The following is an 18,011-nucleotide window of genomic DNA, read 5'->3' on the forward strand; positions in this document are numbered from 1 at the left end:
TCACCACATGTTCAGCACGAGGCGGGCCTCGTCGCTCATGCGCTCGGGCGACCACGGCGGCTCCCAGACGACCTTGACATCGACCACGCCGACGCCGGGCACGCTCGCCACCGCGTTCTCGACCATGGTCGGCAGCTCGCCGGCGGCCGGACAGTTCGGGGTCGTCAGCGTCATCTGCACGTCGACGGAACGGTCGTCCTTGATCTCGACCTTGTAGATCAGGCCGAGTTCGTAGATGTCGGCCGGGATTTCCGGGTCGAACACGGTCTTGAGCCCGGCGATGATCTCGCGGGTCAGCCGCTCAGTCTCCTCCGGCGGCAATGCCGAATGGGTCTCCATCGGATTGGCTTTGATTTCGGCCGTGTCACTCATGCAAACAAATCCCGCGCCTTCAGCAGCGCCTGTGCCAGATGATCGACTTCTTCCCGCGTATTATACATGCCGAACGAGGCCCGGCATGTGGCCGTGACGTTGAACCGCTCTAAAAGCGGCATGACGCAATGGGTGCCGGCGCGCACCGCGATGCCCTGGCGGTCGATCACGGTGGCGACATCGTGGGCGTGTGCGCCCTTGAGCTCGAAGGAAATCACGGGGCCCTTGCCCCGCGCCGTGCCGATCAGCCGCAGCGAGTTGATCTCGCGCAGGCGCTCCTGGGCGTAGGCGGTGAGGTCGGCCTCGTAGGCGGCGATGCGCTCCTTGCCGATCGAATTGACGTAGTCGATGGCGGCACCAAGGCCGACGGCTTCGACGATGGGCGGGGTGCCGGCTTCGAACTTGTGCGGCGGATCGCCATAGGTGACCCAGTCCTTCGCAACCTCGCGGATCATCTCGCCGCCGCCGTTGAAGGGCCGCATCGCGACGAGGTGCTCATGCTTGGCATAGAGCGCGCCGATGCCGGTCGGGCCGTAGATCTTGTGGCCGGTGAACGCGTAGAAATCGCAGTCGAGATCCTGCACGTCGACGGGCAGATGCACCGCGCCTTGCGCACCGTCGACCAGTACCGGAATGCCGCGATCGTGGGCCAGCCGCACCACCTCCTTGATCGGAACGAACGTTCCGAGCGCGTTCGACATCTGGGTGATGGCGACAAGCTTGGTCTTCGGCGTGAGCAGCTTCTCGAACTCGTCGATCAGGAAATTGCCCTCATCATCGACGGGCGCCCACTTGATCACTGCGCCATGGCGTTCCCTGAGGAAATGCCAGGGCACGATGTTGGAATGGTGCTCCATAATCGAGAGGACGATCTCGTCGCCTTGCTTGATGTTCGGCTCGCCCCAGGACGACGCCACGAGGTTGATCGCCTCGGTGACGTTGCGGGTGAAGATGATTTCCTCTGTCCGACGGGCGTTGACGAACTGCGCGACTTTTGCCCGCGCGCCCTCATAGGCCTCCGTCGCCGCATTGGCGAGGTAGTGCAGGCCGCGATGCACGTTGGCGTATTCGGACGTATAGGCCTGCGTCATCCGGTCGAGCACAGCGCTCGGCTTTTGCGCCGAGGCGGCGTTGTCGAGATAGACGAGCGGCTTGCCGTAGACCTGCATGGCGAGCGCCGGAAAATCCTGGCGCACGCGCGCAACGTCATAGGCGCCGTTCTTGACCGCCGGATGCGTGCTCATGACCGCCGCTCCAGCCAGCGCTCGGCGATGCCGATCACGTGCTCGCGCAAAGTATCATCGGCGATCTGCTCGATCGCCTCGCCGACAAAGGCCTGGATCAGCAGCGCCTGGGCCTGCTTCTCCGGCAGGCCACGGGCCTTCAGGTAGAACAGCAGGCTGTCGTCGAGCGCGCCGGCGGTGGCGCCGTGGCCGCAGGAGACGTCGTCGGCAAAAATCTCGAGCTCGGGCTTGTTGTCGGCCTCGGCCTCGTCCGAGAGCAGCAGCGCGCGCGTCATCATCTTGCCGTCGGTCTTCTGCGCGTCGGGACGGACAATGATGCGGCCCTGGAACACCGAATGGGCGCGGTCGTCGATCACCGCGCGGAAGATCTCGCGGCTGACGCAGTTCGGCACGGCATGGTCGACCACCAGTGTGGTGTCGCCATGCTCGGTCTTCTTCAGGAGGTTGACGCCGTTGACCGAGAGCTCGCTGCCCTCGCCCGCCAGCGTAATGAAGCCCTGCAAGCGGCTGACCGCAGCGCCGCTGGTCATGTTGAAGACGTTCAGCTTGGTGTTGGCGCCGACGGTGACGAACTGCGAGGTGATGTTCACCGCATCGGCCGCATCGTCCATCAGGCGGATATGCGCGACGTCGGCGTCGTCGCCGATCGAGACGATGACGGCGTCGTTGACCTGGTAGGCCGCAGCGCCGGCGGCGACGAAGCTCTCGATGATGGTGGCGCGGGCGCCCTTCCCGATCGCCACCTGCGAGCGGGTGAAAGCCGAGGCCGATGCGGCGGTCGCAACATGGATGATCTGGACCGGCGCAGAGAGCTGCGTTCCATCCGCGATCGACAGCACCACGCCGTCGGTCGCCAGCGCCGCGTTGACCGCGATCACGGCATCGGTGGACGCGGTCTTGAGGAGACCGGCATCCTTATCCAGCGTCTCGCGCAGAGTCTTGAAGCTGACCTCGGACGCAAGCGCCTTCACGTCTGAAAGCTCGGCCGCGAACACGCCATCGACCAGCACCAGCTTGTAGGCGCCCGCGATTGCATGCGCCTTGACCGCGTCCGCGGCGCGCTTCAGCGCGGTCGCATCGGGCACGGCGGCCAGCGGCAGCACCTCGCCGACCAGCGCGCGCAGGTCGGTGTATTTCCATTCCTCGATCCGGCGGTGCGGCAGACCGAGACGCTCATAGGTCTCGAATGCCTCGCGGCGCACTGCTGCCACATCAGGCGAACCCGGCAGGCGGCCTTCGGCGCTGGCGAAGAGATCGCTCACCGCGCGGCCGCTCCCGGTCTTTGCCACAGCAACGTTCATCTTAAGAATTCCTTACGCGGCATCCTCGAACTGGGCATAGCCGGAGGCTTCCAGCTCCAGCGCCAGTTCCTTGCCGCCGCTCTTCACGACGCGGCCCCTGGACATCACGTGCACGAAATCGGGCACGATGTAGTTCAGCAGCCGCTGATAGTGGGTGATGACGACCATCGCGCGCCCCGGCGAGCGCAGTGCGTTGACGCCGTCGGCCGCGATGCGCAGCGCGTCGATGTCGAGGCCGGAATCCATCTCGTCGAGGATGCACAGGCTCGGCTCGAACAGCGCCATCTGCAGCACCTCGTTGCGCTTCTTCTCGCCGCCGGAGAAGCCGACATTGACGCCGCGCTTGAGCATGTCCTGCGGGATGTTCAGCGACTTCGAGACTTCGCGGACCTTCTTGAGGAAATCAGGCACCATCAGCTCGCTCTCGCCGCGCGCCTTGCGCTGCGCATTGAGAGCGGTGCGCAGGAAATTCATGGTGGTGACGCCGGGAATCTCGACCGGATACTGGAACGCCAGGAACACGCCCTTGGCGGCGCGCTCGTCGGGATCCATCTCCAGCAGGTCCTCGCCCCTGAACAGGATCTGGCCGTCGGTGACCTCGTAGCCGGGCTTGCCGGCGATGACATGCGAGAGCGTCGACTTGCCGGAGCCGTTCGGCCCCATGATCGCGTGCACCTCGCCCTCGTTCACGGTCAGCGTCAGCCCGTGGAGGATCTCACGCTCCTCGACACGAACCTTGAGGTCTTTCACTTCAAGCAAAGCCATAATGTTTTTCCATCTATCCCCTCATCCTGAGGAGCGCCGCAGGCGCTTCTCGAAGGATTGAGGCCACCAATCTTTCCGGTATCCATCCTTCGAGACGGCCGCGTGCGCGGCCTCCTCAGGATGAGGTCCGAGCTAGCCGACCGATCCTTCCAGCGAGATCGAGATCAGCTTCTGCGCTTCCACCGCGAATTCCATCGGCAGCTGCTGCAGCACGTCCTTGACGAAGCCGTTGACGACGAGGCCGACCGCTTCTTCCTGGCTGAGCCCGCGCTGGATGCAGTAGAACAGCACGTCCTCGGAGATCTTCGAGGTCGTCGCCTCGTGCTCGAACGTCGCGGACGAGTTCTTCGCCTCGATGTACGGCACGGTGTGCGCGCCGCATTTGTCGCCGATCAGCAGCGAGTCGCAGGCGGTAAAGTTGCGCGCGCCCGTCGCCTTGCGATGCGCGGTGACGAGACCGCGATAGGTGTTCTGCGACTTGCCGGCGGCGATGCCCTTGGAGATGATCCGGCTCGACGTGTTCTTGCCGAGATGGATCATCTTGGTGCCGCTATCAACCTGCTGGAAGCCGTTCGAGATCGCGATCGAATAGAACTCGCCGCGCGAATTGTCGCCGCGCAGAATGCAGCTCGGATACTTCCAGGTGATCGCAGATCCCGTCTCGACCTGGGTCCAGGAAATCTTCGAGTTGGCGCCCCGGCAGTCGCCACGCTTGGTGACGAAATTGTAGATGCCGCCCTTCCCTTCGGAATTGCCGGGATACCAGTTCTGCACCGTCGAATATTTGATCTCGGCGTCGTCGAGGGCGACGAGCTCGACCACGGCGGCATGCAGCTGGTTTTCGTCGCGCTGCGGCGCGGTGCAGCCTTCGAGATAGGAAACGTAGGAGCCCTTGTCGGCGATGATCAGCGTGCGCTCGAACTGGCCGGTGTTGCGCTCGTTGATGCGGAAATAGGTCGACAGCTCCATCGGGCAGCGCACGCCCGGCGGCACGTAGACGAACGAGCCGTCGGAGAACACCGCCGAGTTCAGCGTGGCATAGAAATTGTCCGAGGTCGGAACCACCGAGCCCAGATATTTCTGCACCAATTCAGGATGCTCGCGGATGGCTTCCGAGATCGGCATGAAGATCACGCCGGCCTTCTTCAGCTCGGCCTTGAACGTGGTCGCAACCGAGACCGAATCGAACACGGCATCGACCGCGATCTTGCGGCGGGCGGGATCCTCTTCGCCGGGCTTCGGCTCGACGCCTTCGAGCATCGCGACTTCCCGCAAGGGAATGCCGAGCTTCTCGTAGGTCTTCAGGATCTCCGGATCGATCTCATCCAGTGACGAGACCGTCTTCTTCGGCTTCGGCGCCGCATAATAATAGAGGTCCTGGAAGTCGATCTTGGGATAGTCGACGCGGGCCCAAGTCGGCTCCTGCATGGTCAGCCAGCGCCGATAGGCCTCCAGCCGCCACTGCAGCATCCAGGCGGGCTCGTTCTTCTTCTCGGAGATGAACTTGACGGTCTCTTCCGACAAACCCTTGGGGGCCTTGTCGGACTCGATCAGGGTCTCAAACCCATAACGATATTGGTCGACGTCGATGCGCTTCACGCGCTCGACCGTCTCTTGTACGGCTGGCATTCCATCCTCCGCTCGCGGTTTCAAGGACCGCGGTGGATCAAACTCGGACGAGTATTACGATATTTCTCTGCGGAAAGCACGGGCTTAGAACCGTTCAAGCCGTGTTTCATCGCTCAACCCTTAAGTAGGGTATTACCAAGCTTTCGCCAAGCCTCTAACGCCCTATTGATGTCATCCGGTTCCGTGGACCAGCCCAGACTGAGACGCACCGCTCCCTGGGCCACCGCGGGATCATAGCCCATCGCCGACAGGACGTGAGAAGGCTGGACCTTTCCCGAGGAACAGGCGGAGCCGGAAGAGACCGCGATGCCCTCCAGATCGAAGCCGATCACGGCGGTTTCGGCCTTCAAACCCGGCGCCGTGAAAAGCACGGTATTCGGCAACCGTGCCACGTCTTTCGCAAAGACAGTCGTCCTGGGAATATCACGAAGGCCATTTTCCATGCGATCTCTGAGACTTGCCATACGCTTCACATCCTCCGGCAGAGCCTGAAGCGCAGCCTTCACCGCCGCGCCAAAGGCGGCGATCCCGACAATGTTCTCGGTTCCAGCCCGGCGGCTCTGCTCTTGCCCCCCGCCCCGCAGCACCGGCTCCAGCCCGCCTATCCCCTCAGTCATCGCCAGGGCGCCGACCCCCTTGGGCCCGCCGATCTTGTGCGCAGAAAAGGTCGCAAGGTCTGCGCCTACCGAATTGATATCGAACGGGATTTTGCCCATCGCCTGGATCGCGTCGACATGCAGCAGGCCGCCGGCCTCGTGGACGATGGTTGCAGCCTCCGTGACGGGCTGAAGGGCGCCGGTCTCGTTGTTGGCGGCCATGATCGAGACCAAGGCCGGCGGGCCGCCCTTCAGCAGCGCCTTCAGATGATCGAGGTCGACCACGCCGGAGCGCGTGACCTGGATCAGGCCGATCTTGTCCGCCGGGAACCGGCCGCCTGATAGCACCGAGGCGTGCTCGACCGCCGAGACCAACAGCCGCTCGACAGGTCCTCCGGACGGGCCCCGCAAACCCGGCGAGAGCGCCAGCGCATTGGCCTCGGTTCCAGCGGAGGTGAAGACGACGTTGCGCGGCTGCGCCCCGACCGCGGCCGCAACCCTCGCGCGGGCTTCTTCGACCAAACGCCGCGCCTCCCGCCCCTCGGCATGGACCGAGGATGGATTGCCGACCAGGTCGAAGGCCGCGACCATCGCCGCCCGCGCCTCGGGGCGCAGCGGCGTGGTCGCATTCCAGTCGAGATAGACACGGTTCGGCATCTGGCCCTCTTAGCACCTTTTGTCGTCCGGCCAATCGGAGGGCGCGCGCTCGTCAGGCCGGTTGATGCTGCTCCATCCTTGCAACGCTTCGCGGCACCGCCTGCAATCCGAACAGCGGCCGCAGCCAGGCAACGCGCCGGACGATCTCATAGGTCGCCACACATGTGAGCGCGGTTCCGGCGATGACAATGGACGCTTCGATCCCAGCCGACAGACCGCTGTCATGCAATTGATGCGCGATCACGATGATCGCGGTCTGATGCACGATGTAGTACGGGAAGATCGCGTCGGTCAGATAGCGCCGTGCCGGGCTGTCGGCTGTGAAGGTGCGCCGCGCAAAGCCCAGCACAACGGCGATCGCGAGCCATTGATAACAGCCATAGGCCGAGGCGGCGAACCACTTCAGCATGGGCGACGGCGCAAACAGGCCGGCGCGTACCAGGATGAAACCAGCGAAGCAGGCGGCGGCCGCCAGCAGGGCCGCCCAGCGCAGGCGTTCGAGTTCGCGCCAGATCCCGTCCTGCTTGGCCAGCAGGAAACCGATCAGGAAGGCCGTGGCGTGGTCCGCGTGGTTGTACCAATCGTCGAACAGCGCGTGTGTCGACGGGAAAGCCGGGAACAGCACCAGGCGCCAGGCCGCATACAGCAGGCAGGGCGCGATCAGGAGCCATGGGCCGGTGAGCGCACGAGCCAACTTTCGGCCAAGCCAGTCAGCGCCGGCCGGCCATAACGCGAGCACGCCGATCAACGCCATGGTGTAGACCCACAGATAGACCACGAACCAGAGATGGTTCCAGGTCGGCAACACGATGCACGGCTTCGGACAGAATTGCGCGCCGAAGGCAAAGTAGTGCCTGGCGTAGAAATCGAAGAAGCCCGCGGGGTAGCCGAGGCTTTCGACGATCTGGAGATAGGCCTGCGGCGGCACGATCACGAGCATGCCGAAGATCAGCGGGATCAGGAGCCGTGCCGACCGCGCGCCGGCGAGCGAGGCGAGGCTCCACTTCCCGAGCATGAAGCGGGTGGCAACCCCTGACACCAGGAACAGCAGCGACAGCCGCCATGGGTTGAGGAAGAGCATCACGGGTTCCAGCCACGTCAGCCGGTGCGCGCTCTTGATGTGAAATCCCCAGGACACGTAGAGCATGCCGACGTGGTAGAAGATGAGCAGCGCGAAGGCTAAAATCCGCACCCAATCCAGGTCGATACGCCTTTCAGAGCTTTGGGATTGCTGTGGTGTTGTCATGGTTTTCTGCTCCTTGACGGGACGACAAACGCGGTTTTGGGGCCAGGGCTGACATCGAAAATGGCTGACACCGAAAATGCTCCGCCTGCGGCGCGCGTCGAGCCGGTTTGGGATCAGAATCGGACAGGAGGGGATGAGCCGCCGGCGGCTGGGACGAGTCGCGGGTCTTTCGGGATCAGCGGCGGCGACCGGATGATGTTCGCAGCGATCGCGGCCGTCGCGCTCGTGATCGGAGTAGTCAATGCGTTTTCGTTCGCCCAGGACGCGGCCTGGCGCGGCGACAGCTACGACATCGGCCGGCGGCTGTTCTGGGAGATGTCGAGCATCGCCGTCATCCTGCTGTTGCTGCCGATCCTGGTCTTGGCGGTCCGCCGCATGCGCCGGACACCCGGCCTCGCCGCCCAGGCGGCCATCGGGGCGATCGCCCTGCTCGGCTTCTCCACCCTTCACATCACCGGCATGGTCTGGGTGCGGAAGCTCGCGCTCTGGCTCGCCGGCGGCGCCTACGATTTCCGTTTTTCGCTCGCGACGGTCCTATACGAATTCCGCAAAGACGCCGTGGCCTTTGTCCTGATCGCCGCCACGATCTGGCTGCTCGAAAGCCGGCGTGAGCTGAAGAGCGCGGCAGTCGCACCGTCGGCGCCGCCCACCCCGCCGCAGCCATCGTCCCCCGATCTGATCTGGCTGCGCGACGGCACCAGCCGCATTCGCGTGGTGCCGCGCGATATCCTCTGGGTCGCGTCAGCCGGCAATTACATCGAATACAGCCTCGCCGACGGCACCCAGCACCTCATACGGGGCACGCTGGCGGCGGCGGAAAGCGAGCTGGCGCGCTTTTCCATCGTTCGTGTCCACCGGACCAAGCTCGCCAATCTCGACCGGGTGCGCGGCGTAGAGCTCAAGCCATCAGGGGATTTCGAGCTCGCCTTCGACAATGGCCAGACGCTCGGCGGCAGCCGGCGCTACCGGCCGGCGGTCGCCTCGCTCGGAAGCCGAACCGCGCCGGCGGGAATCGCCCCAGGCGCCCCCTAAACAATCGTGATTTCAATGAGTTGGATAGCGCCCTTCGGCAGGACGGCCGGCTCTTGCCGTGCTTCGGTTGATTCAGGCGGGTCCAGGTCGCGGCAGGCACCCAGAGATGACATTGGAATGACTGGCTAAGCTCTTGAGCTGATTGAGAGATGTCGAAGAAGCTTGCTTTTTGACCCTGGCCTTGTGTTAGAAGCGCGCGTCAGTTCACCTGCGCGCCACTCGCGCATCATCCGAGGGCGCGCCTCTCCACCCTTCATCCGTGCTCTCGTCGGCGGCAACGCTGCGAGAGCCACAATCGGACGATTGCGCAGGGATCACCTCCAAGGGACTTAAATCAGAGATCATCGATGCCTGAAGTCATTTTCACCGGCCCTGCCGGCCGCCTCGAAGGCCGCTATCACCCGGCCAAGCAGAAGAACGCGCCGATTGCGATGATCCTGCATCCGCATCCGCAGTTCCACGGCACGATGAACCATCAGATCGTGTACCAGTGCTACTACGCCTTCGCCCATCGCGGCTTCTCGGTGCTGCGCTTCAACTTTCGCGGCGTCGGCCGCAGCCAAGGCTCGTTCGACCACGGCACCGGCGAATTGTCCGATGCGGCCGCCGCGCTCGACTGGGCGCAGACCATCAATCCCGAGGCGCGCGCCTGCTGGGTAGCCGGCTTCTCCTTCGGCGCCTGGATCGGCATGCAGCTCTTGATGCGCCGCCCCGAGGTCGAGGGCTTCATCTCGATCGCGCCGCCGGCCAACCTCTACGACTTCTCGTTCCTCGCGCCCTGCCCGTCCTCAGGCCTGATCGTGCATGGCGAGAAGGATGCGGTGGTGCCGCCCAAGGACGTTAACACGCTGGTCGAGAAGCTGAAGACGCAGAAGGGCATCGTGATCGATCAGCAGATCATCCCCGGCGCCAACCACTTCTTCGATTCCAAGCTCGAGCCGCTGATGGAAACCATCACGGCGTATCTGGACATGCGGCTCGCCAACGTGCGGTAATATCTTCCGACGTGGATGGGTTCGCGGCATGGCTGCGGACCCATCACGCTGGAGATTGCGAGCGATGAAGGCGTATCTGGTTCTTGATCTCTCGGTGAACGACTACGCCGGATTCAAGACTTACATCGCTGAAGTTTCGGCGTTCATCGCCAAGCACGCAGGGCGATACCTCGTCCGCGGCGTCGAGCCGACAACGATTGAGGGCGACTGGGCGCCCGAACGTCTCGTCATCATCGAATTTGCGGACCGCGAGAAGGCTCAGGCCTTCTTGGATGATCCTGACATTCAACCCCTGTTCAAACTGCGTCAGGCGACGACGACCAGCAGGCTGCTGCTCGCGGATGGGTGCATCTGATCGCAGCAACTGACTACGCCAGCTTGAGCGCGACGATCCCCATCAAGACGAGCGCGATGCCGGCAAGCTTCATCGCGCTCAAGGTCTCACCGAACAGCACCACGCCCATCAGGAAGGTGCCGGCCGCGCCAATGCCGGTCCACACCGAATAGGCGACGCCGACCTCGAGCACCTTCAAGGCGCGCCCGAGCAGGAACACGAAGGCGGCGAGCAGCACGAGCGAAACGATGCTCCATCCTGCGCGCGTGTAGCCTTCCGCGTATTTCATCGAGATCGCCCAGCCGACATCGAGCGCGCCGGCGATCACCAGCATCAGCCAAGCCATCGACGGTGACATCGGCGTGGCCTCAGGCCGCCAGCTTCAACAGATGGGCGTCGTGCTGCACGAGGAAGGCCCGCAGCAATTGCGGATAGTCCGTGCCCACTGCCGTGCGCACGCTCTGCCGTTTGGCGAGTTCGGCGCGCCAGGCACGGACCTTCGGCACGTCACGGAAGATGCCGTGCTCGGTCAGCTCGTCGAACAGGTCGAAATAGCGGAAGACAGGTGCGAACACCGCATCGACCAGACTGAACGCCTCGCCGGCGAAGTACGGGCCCGCGCCGAGCGCGGCCTCGACCCGCGCGAACTTTGCGACGAGCGCCTGGCGCTTGCTCTCGAAGATCGCCGGATCGGTCGTGGTTTCCAAGCCCCAGAGGTCGCCGAGGATCGCCGAGCCGAACTCCATCCAGGCGCGGTGCTCGGCCCGCTTCAGCGCGTCGACCGGATGCAGCTTCGCGGCGCCTTGGGTTTCTTCGATGTATTCGCAAATCACGTTGCTCTCGAACAGCGCGACCTCGCCCTGCTCCGTCGTCACCACCAGCACCGGCACCTTGCCGAGCGGCGAGAGCTTCAAGAACCAGTCGGGCTTGTTGCCGAGATCGATGTCGATCCGCTCGAACGGCACGCCCTTCTCCTTCAGCGCGATCACCGCGCGCTGCACGTAGGGACAAAGCTTGTGGCTGATCAGTTTCAGTGAAGCGGGCGTATTAAGCGAAGATGTCATGGCAACGATCCCGGCTGTTAGATGCAATTGCATCCAATATAGATGCATCTGCATTAACTCGTCAAGATCAATGCATTCGCATCAACCGAGCGTGATCCTCAGGCAGTCATCTTCAGGGCCTGGCGATCACCCCGCCGGTCATCGGCATCGGCACGCCGGTGGTCGCCGGATAGGACAGCGGCAGGCCTTTCATGCCGCGGACGGCGAGAAAGCCGAAGGCCTGCGCCTCGATCGCGTCCGAGGCCCAGCCGAGCGTTTCGGCCGCCTCGACGGTGGCCGAGCCCACCCGCTCCCGCAGCATCCGCAGCATGGTGAGGTTGCGGGCACCGCCGCCGCAGACGATCCAGCTCCGCGGCCGCCGCGGCAACAGCGGAATGATTCGGGCGATCGCGGCGGCGGTGAAGGCGGTCAGCGTCGCCGCGCCGTCGGCAGGCAGCACGTCGCCAAGCCGCAGGGCCGCGAAATCGTTGCGGTCGAGCGATTTCGGCGGCGGGCTTGCGAAGAAGGGCAGCTCCAGCGCCCGCGCAATCCAGGCATCATCCACCTTGCCGAGCGCAGCGAATTTGCCTTCGGCATCGAATGCCTGGTTCATGGTGCGGTACATGAAATCGTCCAGCAACGCGTTGCCGGGGCCGGTGTCGCAGGCGATCAACGCATCGTTGCCGTCGATATAGGTGATGTTGGAGACGCCGCCGATATTGACCACGACGATGGGCCCTTCGCGCTCCAGCGAATGGGCGAGCGCGCGGTGATAGACCGGCACGAGCGGGGCGCCCTGCCCGCCGGCCTCGACATCGGCGGCGCGGAAGTCGTGCATCACGGGTATATGGATGGCCCTTGCCAGCGCCGGCCCATCGCCGATCTGCACCGTCAGCCGTCTTTCGGGCCGGTGCAGCACGGTCTGGCCGTGGAAGCCGACAATGTCGACGTCCTCCGCCCTCATCCGGTTCTGGGCGAGGAAGGCGGCGACCGCCTCGGCATGGGCCTGCGTCACTGCGCGCTCGGCATCGCCCAGAATGCCCGGGCGGGCGTCGCGTTGCTGCAGATGCACGGCTTCGCTCAAGGCCTGGCGCAGCAGGTTGCGCTCGGCCGGGCCGTAGGGCCGGTAACTGGATGGCCCGAACGCCTTCACCTGCTTTCCGTCGGTCTCGATCAGCGCGACATCCACCCCGTCCAGCGAGGTGCCGCTCATCAAACCGAGTGCTGTCAACATCATGGACCAGCATCCTCAAGAGACCCGCGCTGGCATGCCGATCTTGTGCCAGAGGGGCACATCTTATAATGCCAACGCGCCAAGTGGCGGGCGGCCAACCGGGTTCCCGCGGAAGACCCTTAAATTGCCCCCAAAACGGTAAACCAAGAATTGTCAGGCACGCCGACAGATGACTGCATTTAAATCGGATTTCCTCAACACCCTGCAGGAACGTGGATTCATCCATCAGTGCTCCGATTTCGAGGGGCTGGACGCGCTCGCCGCCAAGGGCGAGGCCACCACCTATGTCGGCTACGATTGCACCGCCCGTTCGCTGCACATCGGCAACTACCTGACCATGATGATGCTGCATTGGCTGCAGCAGTCCGGCAACAAGCCGATCACACTGATGGGCGGCGGCACCACCATGGTGGGCGATCCCTCCGGCAAGGATGAGACGCGCGCGATGCGCACCATCGCCGAGATCGAGGCCAACAAGGAATCGATCCGCGGCGTGTTCGCGAAGGTGCTGCGCTACGGCGAGGGCAAGAGCGACGCGGTCATGCTCGACAATGCGGAATGGCTGACCAAGCTGAACTGGATCGAGATGCTGCGCGACGTCGGCCGGCACTTCTCGGTCAACCGCATGCTGACCATGGATTCCGTGCGGCTGCGCCTCGAGCGCGAGCAGGAGATGAGCTTCATCGAGTTCAATTACATGGTCTGCCAGGCCTACGACTTCGTCGAGCTGGCCAAGCGCACCGGCTGCCGCCTCCAGATGGGCGGCTCGGACCAGTGGGGCAACATCATCATGGGCGTCGATCTCGGCCGCCGCATGGGCACCCACCAGCTGTTCGCGCTGACGACGCCGCTGCTGACGACCGCCTCGGGCGCCAAGATGGGCAAGACCGCGCAAGGCGCGGTGTGGCTCAACGCCGACCAGTTCAGCCCCTACGACTTCTGGCAATACTGGCGCAACACCGAGGACGCCGACGTCGGCAAGTTCCTGAAACTGTTCACGACGCTGCCGATGGCCGAGATCAGGAAGCTCGAGGCGCTCGGCGGCTCGGAGATCAACGAGGCCAAGAAGGTGCTCGCAACCGAAGCGACCGCGCTGCTGCACGGCCGCGACGCCGCAAACGAAGCCGCGGAGACCGCGCGCCGCACCTTCGAGGAAAGGGCAACCGCGGAGACTTTGCCTACGGTCCTAATACCCGAACACGAGCAGAAGTACCTGTTTGGTGAGGGGCTATCGGTTCTCATTGCGGTTCAACTCACCAAACTGGTTCGATCGAACGGCGAAGCTCGCCGCCTGATCGATTCCCGCGGCGTGAAAATCAATGACGAGACGGTCGATAGCATCATGAAAATGCTCACTTCGGCGGACCTCAAGGACGGGGCTATCAAAGTCTCACTAGGCAAAAAGAAGCACGTGCTACTCAAGCCTGCATAGGCGTATGAGCTTTTCACTGCTTGTCAGGGCGCACGGATGCGCGCTCCCTGACGGCAATGGACCAGAACACGCCCAGGGAAACGAAAGCGGGAACGACAGCGGAAACGAGCAAGGAACGGATCGGTAGCACCGGGCGGGACGCGGTGCGCACCGCACTCGTCGTGCTCGGCCTCTGCTTCACGCTGGCTGTTCTTGGTCGGGGCTTGAGCGAGAGCTTCACGGTCTTCCTCAAGCCGATCTCAGAAAGCCTGGGCTGGGACCGCGCCCAGGCCGTCTCGATCTACTCCCTCACCTGGCTCGTCAGCGGGCTGACCGCACCCTTGGTCGGGCGCCTGTTCGATCATTCCGGGCCACGGCTCGTCTATGCGGTCGGCTTGCTCCTGCTCGGTTCGGCCTTTCTGATCGCGAGCCATGCGCAAGCGCTCTGGCAATTCCAGCTTTCGATCGGCATCTGCGTCGGCATCGGCGTTGGCTTCATCGGCAATGTGCCCAATTCGATCCTGCTCGGCCGCTGGTTCGGACCACGCCTGCCGACCGCCATGGCGGTGGTCTATTCGGCGATGGGCGGCGGCGTGCTGGCCTTGCTGCCGGCCTCGCAGCTCCTGATCGATCATCTCGGCTGGCGCGAGACCTATCAGCTGTTCGGCCTCGCCGCGCTCGCCCTGCTGGTGCCGCTGCTGCTGCTGCCCTGGCGCATGTTCGCGGCCGGCTCGCCGCACATCGCCAAGAAGAGCGATCCTGACTTCGTCGACAGCGGCTGGACGCTCGCGAGCGCGATGCGCCACCACGCATTCTGGGCGCTGTTCTCGACCTTCTTCTTCACCGCGGTCGGCATGTATGCGATCGCGGCGCAGATCGTGGCCTATCTGATCGACGCCGGCTTTCCGCCGCTCCAGGCTGCGACCGCCTGGGGCTTCTCCGGAATCGTGCTGGTATTCGGCATGCTCGGCGTCTCCGCGCTCGACGGACTGATCGGACGCCGGCCGTCGGTGCTGCTCAGCTACGCGATCTCGATTCTCGGCATCGTTCTGCTCTGGCTGCTGCAGTACTATCCCAACGTCATTCTGCTCACCGGCTTCGTCATCTGCTTCGGCAGCATGATGGGCTCCCGCGGGCCGCTGATCAGCGCCACCGCGATGAAGATCTTTCGCGGAGAACGCGTCGGCACCATCTTCGGCACGATCTCGATCGGCAGCGGCCTCGGCTCGGCCTTCGGCTCATGGAGCGGCGGCTTGATCCACGATGTCACACACGGCTACGATCTCCTGCTCGCCTTCGCACTTGCGAGCGTGATCCTCGGAATGATTCCGTTCCTGGTCGTCCCTGCTTTGCGGGAGTAGGTCTCCCCGACGTAACCTGCACACCCTGGTTTCACCGGAATCCTACGGACGAGCGCGAGGCGAACATGCGCCAAAAGGAGGGTCGCGTGCCGCTGGCGGCGGGCCTTGCGGTGTTTTGTCCGACATGACGAAAATGTCAGTGCTGAATTGATCCGGGGTGGCTTGCGAGGCGGAAGCGAATGCGGTCCAAGTCGCAGCATTGGGTCCAGCATTGGATGGAGGGCAAACCAATGGACTTTCCTTATCTCACTCGCTTTCAACCGGTTCTCCTGAGCCTGTTTCGCTTCATCACCGGCCTGTTGCTGTTCCAGTACGGCGTCGCCAAGCTGTTCAAGTTTCCGGCTGTTCCGATGTTCGCCAAGGTCGAGCTGATGTCGCTTTACGGCGCGGCCGGCGCGCTCGAACTGGTGCTCGGCGGGCTGCTCATGATCGGCCTGTTCTCGCGACTGTCGGCCTTCATCCTGTCCGGTGAAATGGCGTTCGCCTATTTCATGGGCCACATGTTCAGGGGCGAGACGCCGGTGTTCCTGCCGCTGCTGAACAACGGCACCCTGGCGATCCTGTTTTGCTTCGCCTGCCTGTATCTCTCGGCGGCGGGCGGAGGCCCGGTCAGCGTCGACGCAGCGATGGGCAAGAAATAGCCGCGGGACCGGCCGCGCATCCGCGCCCGCTGAAGCACATCTCATCCGCTAAGCACGACGACGGCACCGGCAGATCTCCGGTGCCGTCTCAGCGCGTCCCCAGCACGTTCCAGATCAGAACGAGGGCGGCGACGAGCAGCAGAGACATGATGATGCGATGAACGAATCGATTCATTGCAGGTCCGTCCAGACGGTCTAGCTGCCAAAACCCAAGACCGATTCCCTTCTCCCGGAAGGACTGGAGCCCATCGGCAAGGCGATTGGCCTGCACGATTGCGCACGCGCCTGCGCCGTCCTCGCAGCAGGCCGCCGCATGCCTCCATTCATGATTGGTAAGAACTTCATGCTACCGGTGCGAGCAATAACAACCATTCCGTAGGGGCTGTGATGAAACTGCTGAGTCATCTGAAGATCCGTACCAAGCTTGCCAGCATGGTCTGCCTTGCGGCTCTCACGGTCACAGCCATCATCGGCGTATCGGCCGTGCTCAGCAAGAGCCGGATGATGGAAGACCGCGTCCAGCAGATGCGGACCGCCGTCGAGCTCCTCTACAACTACGCCCAAGCGCTCCAGGACGAAGTGACTGCCGGCAAGCTGACGGTGGCCGAGGCCAAGAGCCTGTTCCACCAGCGCGGCCGCCGCATGAACTTCAACGGCAACCAGGGCTATCCGGTGGTTTACAATCCGGACGGCTCCCTGGTCGTGAACGGCGCCAATCAGCAGCTCGAAGGCAAGATCACCGGCACCAAGGATTCCAACGGCGTGCTGATCGCCGACGCCATCATCAAGGCCGGCAGCGAGACTGCGCAGGGCGGCGTCACCTCCTATCTCTATCCCCGTCCCGGCCAGACCGAGCCGGTCCGCAAGACCGTGTTCGCGCGCAAGTTCGCGCCCTGGAACGTGATCATCAGCTACGGCCTATATGTCGACGACATCGACGCCGACGTGCGCGCCCTGACGCTGGAGCTTGGCGCCATCGGCATCGGCCTGATGCTGCTGATGGCGGCGCTGTCCTGGCTGATCGCGCGCGACGTGCTCGGCGCGCTCGACCGTCAGAAGAGCCGCATGCAGGCGATTTCCGAAGGCGCCATCGACAAGCCGGTCGAGGAGACCGACCGCGGCGATGAGATCGGCCGCATGGCCGAGACGCTCGAAATCCTCAGGCAGACCGCGCTCACGGCCCGCACGCTGGAGGCCGAGCAGGTCGCGGCCAAGGCCCGCAGCGAGCAGGAGAAGCGCGAGGCCCTGATCGCCCTTGCCGACCGCTTCGATGCCTCCGTCGGCCAGCTCGTCGGCCTGATGGCTTCCGGCTCCGGTGAATTGGAGACCACGGCCAAGTCGATGTCGTCGACCGCCGAAGGCACCAATCGCCGCGCCGCATTGGTCGGCTCGGCCGCCAATGAGGCCAGCCAGCGTGTCCAGACCGTCGCCTCCGCCGCCGAGGAGCTCTCCTCCTCCATCACCGAGATCAGCCGCCAGGTCGCCCAATCCGCCGAGGTCACGGGACGTGCGGTGGACAGCGCCCGCCGCACCGACACCATCGTCCGCGCACTCTCGGACGGCGCCCAGCAGATCGAGCATGTCGCCGAGCTGATCTCCAACATCGCGGCGCAGACCAACCTGCTCGCGCTCAACGCCACCATCGAGGCTGCGCGCGCCGGCGAAGCCGGCCGCGGCTTTGCCGTGGTCGCCTCCGAGGTGAAGTCGCTGGCGAGCCAGACCGCGGAAGCCACCCGCGAGATCGGCGACAAGATCGCCCAGATTCAGGGCGCCACCAAGGAAGCTGTCGATGCGATCGGCGGCATCACCGCCACCATCGAGGAGGTCAGCCGCATCGCCACCTCGATCGGCGCGGCCATCGAGGAGCAAGGCGCCGCCACCGCCGAGATCGCCCGCAGCGTCTCGCAGACCGCGGAGGCGACCAAGGAGGTCACCACCAATATCGGCGGCGTCTCCACCGCAGCCAACGAGACCGGCAACGCTGCCGGCATGGTGCTCGCGGCAGCCAGCAACCTCTCCAAGCAGGCCGAGCAGCTCTCCGGCGAGGTCGGCACGTTCCTGAAGGGCGTGCGCGCAGCGTAGCCTTCAGGCCCGAATATCTCCACTTGCGTCATGGCCGGGCTTGTCCCGGCCATCCACGTTTTTGGCTC

At 64.1% G+C, this 18,011-nt stretch carries 17 protein-coding genes; 7 read left to right on the plus strand and 10 right to left on the minus strand.

Features of this window, described 5'->3' with window-relative positions; genetic code table 11:
* From ABIA40_RS12755 to ABIA40_RS12785, 7 genes are all read right to left on the minus strand, one after another.
* Positions 1–372, minus strand: coding sequence for an SUF system Fe-S cluster assembly protein (locus ABIA40_RS12755; RefSeq protein WP_018641712.1), 372 nt, complete (start codon positions 370–372; stop codon positions 1–3).
* Positions 369–1,616, minus strand: coding sequence for a cysteine desulfurase (locus ABIA40_RS12760; RefSeq protein WP_157285888.1), 1,248 nt, complete (start codon positions 1,614–1,616; stop codon positions 369–371). The genes ABIA40_RS12755 and ABIA40_RS12760 overlap by 4 nt, the downstream gene beginning before the upstream one ends.
* On the minus strand, positions 1,613–2,917 hold the full coding sequence (gene sufD, locus ABIA40_RS12765) for a Fe-S cluster assembly protein SufD (protein ID WP_404541317.1): 1,305 nt from the start codon (positions 2,915–2,917) through the stop codon (positions 1,613–1,615). Before sufD ends, ABIA40_RS12760 begins: the two co-directional genes overlap by 4 nt.
* A 12-nt stretch (positions 2,918–2,929) precedes the next feature.
* A complete protein-coding gene (gene sufC / locus ABIA40_RS12770) occupies positions 2,930–3,682 on the minus strand; it encodes a Fe-S cluster assembly ATPase SufC (protein ID WP_157285890.1) in 753 nt (250 codons plus the stop codon).
* Between the two features lie 132 nt (positions 3,683–3,814).
* On the minus strand, positions 3,815–5,311 hold the full coding sequence (sufB, locus tag ABIA40_RS12775) for a Fe-S cluster assembly protein SufB (RefSeq protein WP_275499138.1): 1,497 nt from the start codon (positions 5,309–5,311) through the stop codon (positions 3,815–3,817).
* 113 nt (positions 5,312–5,424) lie between these two features.
* Complete coding sequence (locus ABIA40_RS12780) at positions 5,425–6,564, minus strand: cysteine desulfurase family protein (protein WP_404541320.1); 1,140 nt, start codon at positions 6,562–6,564, stop codon at positions 5,425–5,427.
* Between the two features lie 52 nt (positions 6,565–6,616).
* Positions 6,617–7,810: an acyltransferase family protein gene (locus ABIA40_RS12785; protein ID WP_404541322.1), complete on the minus strand. Its 1,194-nt coding sequence runs from the start codon at positions 7,808–7,810 to the stop codon at positions 6,617–6,619.
* A 192-nt stretch (positions 7,811–8,002) separates the two neighbouring features.
* Between ABIA40_RS12785 and ABIA40_RS12790 the strand changes: the two genes are divergently transcribed.
* From ABIA40_RS12790 to ABIA40_RS12800, 3 genes are all read left to right on the plus strand, one after another.
* Positions 8,003–8,842, plus strand: coding sequence for a LytTR family DNA-binding domain-containing protein (locus ABIA40_RS12790; protein WP_404541323.1), 840 nt, complete (start codon positions 8,003–8,005; stop codon positions 8,840–8,842).
* Positions 8,843–9,189: 347 nt separating this feature from the next.
* Entirely contained in the window at positions 9,190–9,837 is a 648-nt protein-coding gene (locus ABIA40_RS12795) for an alpha/beta hydrolase (protein ID WP_025036034.1), read from the plus strand.
* Between the two features lie 64 nt (positions 9,838–9,901).
* A complete protein-coding gene (locus ABIA40_RS12800; protein ID WP_404541325.1) occupies positions 9,902–10,192 on the plus strand; it encodes a DUF1330 domain-containing protein in 291 nt (96 codons plus the stop codon).
* Positions 10,193–10,205: 13 nt separating this feature from the next.
* Here the strand turns inward: ABIA40_RS12800 and ABIA40_RS12805 are convergent, their stop codons facing one another.
* From ABIA40_RS12805 to ABIA40_RS12815, 3 genes are all read right to left on the minus strand, one after another.
* A complete protein-coding gene (locus ABIA40_RS12805; RefSeq protein WP_275499148.1) occupies positions 10,206–10,529 on the minus strand; it encodes a multidrug efflux SMR transporter in 324 nt (107 codons plus the stop codon).
* 10 nt (positions 10,530–10,539) lie between these two features.
* Positions 10,540–11,235, minus strand: a complete 696-nt coding sequence (locus tag ABIA40_RS12810; protein ID WP_404541327.1) for a glutathione S-transferase family protein — start codon at positions 11,233–11,235, stop codon at positions 10,540–10,542.
* A 112-nt stretch (positions 11,236–11,347) separates the two neighbouring features.
* Positions 11,348–12,451 carry an anhydro-N-acetylmuramic acid kinase gene (locus ABIA40_RS12815; protein ID WP_404541329.1) on the minus strand — a complete coding sequence of 368 codons (1,104 nt, stop codon included), beginning with the start codon at positions 12,449–12,451 and terminating at the stop codon, positions 11,348–11,350.
* Positions 12,452–12,617: 166 nt separating this feature from the next.
* Here ABIA40_RS12815 and tyrS point away from each other — a divergent pair, with 166 nt between their 5' ends.
* From tyrS to ABIA40_RS12835, 4 genes are all read left to right on the plus strand, one after another.
* The gene (tyrS, locus tag ABIA40_RS12820) at positions 12,618–13,880 is read left to right on the plus strand and encodes a tyrosine--tRNA ligase (RefSeq protein WP_404541331.1); all 1,263 of its coding nucleotides are present in this window, start codon (positions 12,618–12,620) and stop codon (positions 13,878–13,880) included.
* 56 nt (positions 13,881–13,936) lie between these two features.
* The gene (locus ABIA40_RS12825; RefSeq protein ID WP_404546221.1) at positions 13,937–15,220 is read left to right on the plus strand and encodes an MFS transporter; all 1,284 of its coding nucleotides are present in this window, start codon (positions 13,937–13,939) and stop codon (positions 15,218–15,220) included.
* A 230-nt stretch (positions 15,221–15,450) separates the two neighbouring features.
* On the plus strand, positions 15,451–15,861 hold the full coding sequence (locus ABIA40_RS12830) for a DoxX family protein (protein WP_271546697.1): 411 nt from the start codon (positions 15,451–15,453) through the stop codon (positions 15,859–15,861).
* Between the two features lie 387 nt (positions 15,862–16,248).
* Positions 16,249–17,943 (plus strand): methyl-accepting chemotaxis protein, encoded by a 1,695-nt coding sequence (locus ABIA40_RS12835; RefSeq protein ID WP_404541333.1) that lies wholly within the window; start codon positions 16,249–16,251, stop codon positions 17,941–17,943.
* Positions 17,944–18,011 lie beyond the last annotated feature (68 nt).

The organism is Bradyrhizobium sp. USDA 223 (genome assembly GCF_044909005.1).
Lineage (GTDB): Bacteria > Pseudomonadota > Alphaproteobacteria > Rhizobiales > Xanthobacteraceae > Bradyrhizobium > Bradyrhizobium yuanmingense.

Coding starts and splice junctions, on each gene's coding strand:
- sufD (WP_404541317.1), bottom strand. CDS start 2,917: ATGAACGTTGCTGTGGCAAAGACCGGGAGCGGCCGCGCGGTGAGCGAT.
- ABIA40_RS12760 (WP_157285888.1), bottom strand. CDS start 1,616: ATGAGCACGCATCCGGCGGTCAAGAACGGCGCCTATGACGTTGCGCGC.
- ABIA40_RS12780 (WP_404541320.1), bottom strand. CDS start 6,564: ATGCCGAACCGTGTCTATCTCGACTGGAATGCGACCACGCCGCTGCGC.
- ABIA40_RS12810 (WP_404541327.1), bottom strand. CDS start 11,235: ATGACATCTTCGCTTAATACGCCCGCTTCACTGAAACTGATCAGCCAC.
- ABIA40_RS12790 (WP_404541323.1), top strand. CDS start 8,003: ATGATGTTCGCAGCGATCGCGGCCGTCGCGCTCGTGATCGGAGTAGTC.
- ABIA40_RS12785 (WP_404541322.1), bottom strand. CDS start 7,810: ATGACAACACCACAGCAATCCCAAAGCTCTGAAAGGCGTATCGACCTG.
- sufC (WP_157285890.1), bottom strand. CDS start 3,682: ATGGCTTTGCTTGAAGTGAAAGACCTCAAGGTTCGTGTCGAGGAGCGT.
- tyrS (WP_404541331.1), top strand. CDS start 12,618: ATGACTGCATTTAAATCGGATTTCCTCAACACCCTGCAGGAACGTGGA.
- ABIA40_RS12825 (WP_404546221.1), top strand. CDS start 13,937: ATGGACCAGAACACGCCCAGGGAAACGAAAGCGGGAACGACAGCGGAA.
- sufB (WP_275499138.1), bottom strand. CDS start 5,311: ATGCCAGCCGTACAAGAGACGGTCGAGCGCGTGAAGCGCATCGACGTC.
- ABIA40_RS12815 (WP_404541329.1), bottom strand. CDS start 12,451: ATGATGTTGACAGCACTCGGTTTGATGAGCGGCACCTCGCTGGACGGG.
- ABIA40_RS12805 (WP_275499148.1), bottom strand. CDS start 10,529: ATGTCACCGTCGATGGCTTGGCTGATGCTGGTGATCGCCGGCGCGCTC.
- ABIA40_RS12795 (WP_025036034.1), top strand. CDS start 9,190: ATGCCTGAAGTCATTTTCACCGGCCCTGCCGGCCGCCTCGAAGGCCGC.
- ABIA40_RS12800 (WP_404541325.1), top strand. CDS start 9,902: ATGAAGGCGTATCTGGTTCTTGATCTCTCGGTGAACGACTACGCCGGA.
- ABIA40_RS12755 (WP_018641712.1), bottom strand. CDS start 372: ATGAGTGACACGGCCGAAATCAAAGCCAATCCGATGGAGACCCATTCG.
- ABIA40_RS12830 (WP_271546697.1), top strand. CDS start 15,451: ATGGACTTTCCTTATCTCACTCGCTTTCAACCGGTTCTCCTGAGCCTG.
- ABIA40_RS12835 (WP_404541333.1), top strand. CDS start 16,249: ATGAAACTGCTGAGTCATCTGAAGATCCGTACCAAGCTTGCCAGCATG.